This is a genomic window from Alkalibacterium thalassium, assembly GCF_900101165.1.
Lineage (GTDB): Bacteria > Bacillota > Bacilli > Lactobacillales > Carnobacteriaceae_A > Alkalibacterium > Alkalibacterium indicireducens.
Genome location: NZ_FNFK01000087.1, coordinates 1 through 6302 on the forward strand (window position 1 = coordinate 1; position 6302 = coordinate 6302).

The window sequence follows — 6302 nt, forward strand, 5'->3', positions numbered from 1 at the left end:
TCGGACATCTGCTTTTTGATGTACGATAAATAGATCAATGCAATAAACTGCACGAATAATTTTCCTTCAAGCGAACTTTCTGATGAAACGGCTGTGCGCCGTAAATTCAACCGTTCTTTAAGATTTCCAAAGGCTTTCTCAACGATGTCTTTGTTACGGTACAAATCTAAAGCGGCGATGGGATCCTTGATTTCATTGCTGATGAGGGCAAAGAATCCGTAGTCTTTTTCCGCTTGGGTAATGGCTTCTTGTTTTGGGGTTACCTTTGTCCCGCGTTTTGGTGTTGAAGTGATTTCGAAGTATTTAGCGTACTGCTTTTCGTGTTCTGCTTTGCGGTTCCCGGAAACTAGTTCTGCTTCGAGCCGATCAAGAAGCGCATTGAAACGGTTCTCGTGCTCCAGTGCTTTTTCACCGCTAAAATAAAGATGCAGGTACATCCGCCGTTTCCCTTCAATCACATCGCCTTTGTACGGGCGTTTCTGTGAATACTCCCAGTCTATCGTTGCAGTATGGCTGTAAAGTTGGTAGCTGGCATTGTAATTAGCGCGTGTGCGGATGTTATCTCGAACCTTGTTCAGTTCTTCCTGCACGTATTTCAGGGATACTTTTGTGGCCATCAAAAATTTCAAATGATTTTGGTACAAGGCATCGATATTTTCCTTGCTGTAAAACCCTCGGTCCATTACGAGTTTGACCTTGCTAAAACCAAGATTGCCTAAATCGGCAAGCAAGTGCTTCACTGTTTTGACATCGCTTATATTGCCTGCTAACTTGCGGTAGTAAAACGGTAAGCCAGATTCTTCACCAAACAACAAAGCAAGATTGATCTGCGCAAGCGGATCGTGGTCCTTGTTGATACCGTATTTGACTTGCTTAAGAGACTCTGAATAGGAGGAAACACTGGTAGTATCATAAGCCCAATATTCATTCTCCGTCCGTCGCTTAGCCTGCAGGCTGAAAAAACGATTTTTAGCTTCTTCCGTAACCGAGGCAAACAGATCGCTGCTTCTTTGCGAGGGAATACAGCTGCCGTAAGGATGGGAATGGGTGCGATCCCACTTTGGAAAACGAAGCATCGTATTGCGATCTTCCAAAATCAAGAAGTAGGCAATCGAGAGTATCTGCTTATAGCTTTCAGGAAAGCAAGCTTTTAGATCGGCTGTAACACCAAGCAGTTCTCCGATTTTGTCAAACAGATAGGTCGCTCCGTAGAAGCTTCGTTTCATGACGGTGGATGGTACCGGCCCTTGCTTTGCCGGCGGCATAGCCAATCGCTTAGAGGGAACCAGGTTCCCAGCTTCGTCCAGTTTTCCTATGCAGACACGCTTGCTGCGCGACTGCTTCTTTTCTTTATCCCAATAGTTGGTTGATTCGTAAACATAGGTAGTGCCGTTCTTTTTGTTGGTTACATATACTAAACTCATAAAATCACGCCTTTCCACGTTATAATTATAACGTGGAAAGTGCGGAAATTCAATAGGAATAGCCAGAAATTTCCTTTTATATCAATGTTTTTTGCATTCCTCGTTATAATTTACACGGGAATGAAGGTTTTTTGTAATAGTAATATCCAAATGTTTTTCGTAACGTGTGTGTACTGATATCCTATCGGTCAATTAATTTTGTAACTTTTTGAAACATCTGATAGACCACATTGACCTCTAAATGCCCACCCCTACTGCTGCGGAATAGGAAGTCTTCATAGTGTAATCCTGTAAGAGATCCTGAAGACTTCCTAAATATAATGTGCGTGTTTCCTCGTACATTATTCCACTATTCGGGAATTTTTTGCCGTTAAAAGGTCTTGTTTCTTCAATTTAACGATATCGGACATCCGTAATTCATTGTTAATGCCAATCAAAAACAGAAACACATCGCGTACGGCGTGCTGATTGCGCCGTAAACAGAATAAAAAGTCGTTAATTTCTTGCTGCGTTTAGAGGGGTTAAACGTTGTAAGGCATTTTAAAGAGCTTTCCTTCCATAAAATCGATACATGATTACATCCATTATACTTCATGATCATGTGTTTCAAGGCGGTAAATAAAAAGAACCCCAATTTAATGGGATTATCGATACACGATTGTAACTACTTTCATGTATCATGTTAAAATTTATCATTATTTTTTATTGATAAAATAATGGTATCCCTAGGATAATCAACTATATTGTTTCTTCTTCCCAAGCTGATATATACGATAAATAATTAAAGAGATAGTCATTCTTTTCTTCAATGTCTTTTTGAGTAACTCCTCTTGATATAATACAATCTCTGTATAGACTGTTACTATTGGTTTCTTGTAACCCTAAATAATCTTCATGAATTACAAAAACTGTGGGTTCATTAAAATAAGGTATATGTGACATACTTTGTGTGTTTTCTATTTCATTGTAATAGGCCTCACTTTTTATATTTTTAAGTATCTCGTAAAAATGTAATTTAATCGGTGTGTCACCATATCTTTTGGTATTATTGACATTTTGCTCTATGAGTTCTAATTGCACTGGGTGCAATAAATTTAAATCTATTTCTTTAATATCTACAAGATCTTTAAGAACATCAAAAGGATTTTTTTTATGATCTACCATAATTATTTTATTACGATATTTCTCCAATAAAAATTCTATCGTATACATATTAAAACTCCTTATATTATTAATTAGAGGGTAGCTCCCTCCGTATAATTGTTTTTTGTGGATACTTTTATCATTTAGAAAGATTTCATTTAAATGATCTTCAAAATTCTCTTCAAAAGTAGTACTTACGACTTTTCTTCCGATCCATACTGTTCACCCGTCTCGACTATTACCAATAAAATATGACAGACCTTGATAGCTGAATTCTATTTCTCTTCCCGGTTTAATATAACCTATCAGGTCTTCTAGTGATATAGATGAGGGCAAACCTTCTTGTAACCATCAATAGACATGACTTCATCTCCTATATTAATGTCCTAACCTTTTACCATCTTTCCAAGTATATACATGCGGAAATTTATAGCGGACTTTGAGGCAATAATAGAAAAGAAGTTGATTCATCTATGAGCTTTCTTGATGATGTCAGCTCTATTTATTCAGCTCCTGAATGATTCTTTGTATATTCACCATGTCAAATGAAGACAGAATTTCTGAAAGTATATATATCCTGGCATCATCATAATTTGCCTGAGCTTTCGGTTCTTCATTGGTCAGTACGAGATCATAGATTTTTGTAGGGTCATAGTGCTCTACCTTTACCCCTTTGATCGGCTTTAATTTAAGTATGAGCAGCTCTCCAAGAGTCTCTTTATACAAGCCGTCCATTTTCAGATCGATTCCCACCTGTATGACACTGGCCATTTTAAAGGTGATGAGAACAAGGAGACTGATGTACTTCAGCAGCTCCATCTTCAAGAGACTGTTATTTTCGCCCGTCTTATCTGCGAGGGTTTTGGTACTAGTTTTCAAAAGTGTGCGTGCGAACGATACAACATTCGTTCCAACGATCTGCTTTTCCTTCGCAATAATTCCTTCATATTCGTAGATTTCAATATCACCTTGAAAAAAGTATAGTCGGGTATGGATATGAGTGAGATGGTAGGACATGTCCCGTTCAAGCATATAAGGTAATCTGCGGTACTTAAAATGATTAATGATCGTTTCCGCTATTAGTGTGTCCATTGAAGCGATAGGTGTATGGCGGTCCCGAAGCAATCTATATTCGTGGAAATCCGGTTCTGTGAGAACAGGAAATGCCAGTAGAAAAGCAAAATGAATCATGGACTCAACTTCATCTACTTCTATAGAATACCGACTGAAATAACGTAGCACAAAGACTTGGATTTTATGGAAAAAGGGATCTTTTCTGTACGCTTTCATCTGTGTTCTCAGACGTTTGGCCTGCTTGTCAATGATTGTTACACGTGCGTTGCTGATGATCAGCCAGATTGTCAGACGCTCTCTATTCTCAGGAGTAATCGTTACATTTAGGAACTTTTCCATTGCGTCGATCATCTGAGTCAGCCGGTCATTAGGATGTTCAGCAAGAAAAGTTGTTTTGTCTTCTATATAGCAATAGAACTGAAAATAAAAATACCGGATCTGAAGCTCTTCACCCTGCATCTGTCCGTTACGTATCTTAATGCCGAATTCTTTCAGATGGCTGTTCAGTTCTTTAATTTTACGGAACAATGAACTCTCGCTGATTGCCAGTTTCTGGGTCAACTGTGTAATCGAGAACTCCTGATGCTTGAAAAGAAAAGTAATAATTTGAAGCTTGATAGACTGATCGAGATAGAGTCGGTAAATCTGCTGGAGCGACAGATCATCACTCATGCTGAGTCCAATCGTCTGTCCGTCATACTGAAGCTGGACCTTCTGATCAAAACCGTCAATTCTAACAGCAATGGATGACAAGTCGTTTTCAAGAGACGCTTTCGATACCCCCAAATGATTCAGCATCTTTCCATAAGACAACGTGCCGCCATTCAGCACGAGCTGATTGAAGATGGTGATTTCCCTTACTTCGTTTTTCTCAAGAAAGTGTTCAATTTTCATCTTCGTCCGCCCTCTCATCCATCCAGGCTATCAGATTTGTGGTGGCAATCATCTGAGAATAAGCCGGGTTGAAGAAGTAATCGGTCTGCTGCAGATCTTCTAAGGTCTGCTTCGACTGAATAGCCAGCGCCAGCACATTTATTTTTTCAAGTATATTGGCATTTGATATCATCTGGGCGCCCAGCAGCTCATGTGTTTTGGCATCATATACATATTTCAGAGTCACGGTATCAGAATCAGCCAGACTAGTCAGACGCACCTTCTGCCTGTGAGACTCAACAGTCCGGTCAGTAAAGAGACTCTCGGCTTCGGTCATACCTGTGCTGGCTATATACTTACCGAAGACACGGGTACCAATTGTACGCAGCGAACCTTTAAAGGTTCGGGATGGCTCAATCAGATTGGCTGCTGCCACAATACCTGTCCGAACAGCATTATTGATCAATGGAACATAGACTCTGTCTTCTCCCGGTCCTGACAGTTGAATGCAGTCACCCACGGCAAAGACATCTTCGACTGATGTTCTTAAATAGCGGTCGACAGCAATTGTCTGATCGGTATGCTGCTTGATGGTCTCATCCAAAAAAGGCAGATGGGGTCTGACATTCACTCCCATGATAACAGCATAGCTGGTGACAGAACCTTCGCCAAGGCAGACAGTTACTTTCTGGTCTGGTTCCATCTCTATGGAAGAGACCGTTTGTCTCATTCTCAGATCAACGCCCTTTTCAATCATATTCTTCTCGATCGGCTTGATCATATCCTCGTCCAGATACTTGAATAGAACATAATCCATACTTTCTACCAGAGTCACTTGTTTCTCCATTGCGGTCAGTAGATCTGCAGCCTCCACCCCAACTTGCCCTCCACCGATAATCGTAATATGCTCACTTTCCTCAACTTTAATCAAAGCCGCCTGAGCCTCATCGTAACGCTTGTATTTTAGTACACTCTCCTGGGCACTGCCGGTAATTTTCTCAGATAACTGTCTCGATCCCGCCGCTATGATCAGTTTGTCATAAGACAGCTGGTCTGATAAATCGTGCTGGTCATAAGTGATTATTTTTTGAGTCGTGTTGACCTTCTGTACAGTAGCATTTAGATGATACACGATTCCATGCTTATCCAGCTGACCTTCTGTAACGAAACGGGCCTCATCCAAGTCACTAATTTTCTTATCCCAATATAAATGAAGACCGCTTGGTATGTATCCCAGGTTATCCTGCTTTTCAAGCAACAAAATTTCTGCATCCGGATGAATGTGACGTACTTCAAAAGCAGCAGCTACCCCTGCAAAAGATGCGCCTATAATGACTACTCTCATTTTTATCCTCCTCATCAGTCATTTTTGAATCAGTATAACATAAAGAAATGAATTTAAGATGCGCCTCCTGGCTTTGTATGTGTCAAGACTTTGGCGGAAACTTTTTTTCTAGAGATGGTAACTCTTCAATTTTAATATTAAAATGGCTCATTCTGTGTGTTTCATTACCCAAACATTTTCTTCAGTTGTCCCATTGGACTTGATGTGGAACTATAATTAGCTATTTCTCCCATTTTAACGCCTACAGAAGGACGATTAATCTTTTTCAAAACAGCTCTAACAGCGCCTTTAAATTCAGGGACAATGGTTTGTTCAAATGCAGGTAGTTCGGCTCTTAAAGCTTCTAAAAGCGTTCCGTTTTTACGAGCTGAAATAATTGAAGCTAAGTTTCCAGCTCCTTTGGCTGAAAATCCACGCCCTTGACGTTTCATACGATAACTATA

At 40.0% G+C, this 6302-nt stretch carries 4 protein-coding genes and 2 pseudogenes; all 6 read right to left on the reverse strand.

Annotation, left to right across the window (positions count from 1 at the left end; genetic code table 11):
• The coding region (locus tag BLR76_RS11005; RefSeq protein ID WP_091268897.1) for an IS1634 family transposase at positions 1–1424 on the reverse strand (1424 nt) is incomplete at its 3' end.
• 184 nt (positions 1425–1608) lie between these two features.
• Positions 1609–1924 (reverse strand): annotated as a pseudogene (locus BLR76_RS12310) (site-specific integrase); the annotation flags it as partial.
• A 238-nt stretch (positions 1925–2162) separates the two neighbouring features.
• Positions 2163–2636 carry a hypothetical protein gene (locus BLR76_RS11015; RefSeq protein ID WP_034299492.1) on the reverse strand — a complete coding sequence of 158 codons (474 nt, stop codon included), beginning with the start codon at positions 2634–2636 and terminating at the stop codon, positions 2163–2165.
• Positions 2637–3065: 429 nt separating this feature from the next.
• Positions 3066–4535, reverse strand: a complete 1470-nt coding sequence (locus tag BLR76_RS11020) for an AcpB/EbpR/MafR family transcriptional regulator (protein WP_091268899.1) — start codon at positions 4533–4535, stop codon at positions 3066–3068.
• Positions 4525–5859, reverse strand: coding sequence for an FAD-dependent oxidoreductase (locus tag BLR76_RS11025; RefSeq protein WP_091268902.1), 1335 nt, complete (start codon positions 5857–5859; stop codon positions 4525–4527). The genes BLR76_RS11020 and BLR76_RS11025 overlap by 11 nt, the downstream gene beginning before the upstream one ends.
• A 164-nt stretch (positions 5860–6023) precedes the next feature.
• Positions 6024–6302 (reverse strand): annotated as a pseudogene (locus BLR76_RS11030) (hypothetical protein); the annotation flags it as partial.

Bases quoted from the DNA above. Each gene is read 5' to 3' on its own strand.
- BLR76_RS11015 (WP_034299492.1), bottom strand. From the start codon at position 2,636: ATGTATACGATAGAATTTTTATTGGAGAAATATCGTAATAAAATAATT.
- BLR76_RS11020 (WP_091268899.1), bottom strand. From the start codon at position 4,535: ATGAAAATTGAACACTTTCTTGAGAAAAACGAAGTAAGGGAAATCACC.
- BLR76_RS11025 (WP_091268902.1), bottom strand. From the start codon at position 5,859: ATGAGAGTAGTCATTATAGGCGCATCTTTTGCAGGGGTAGCTGCTGCT.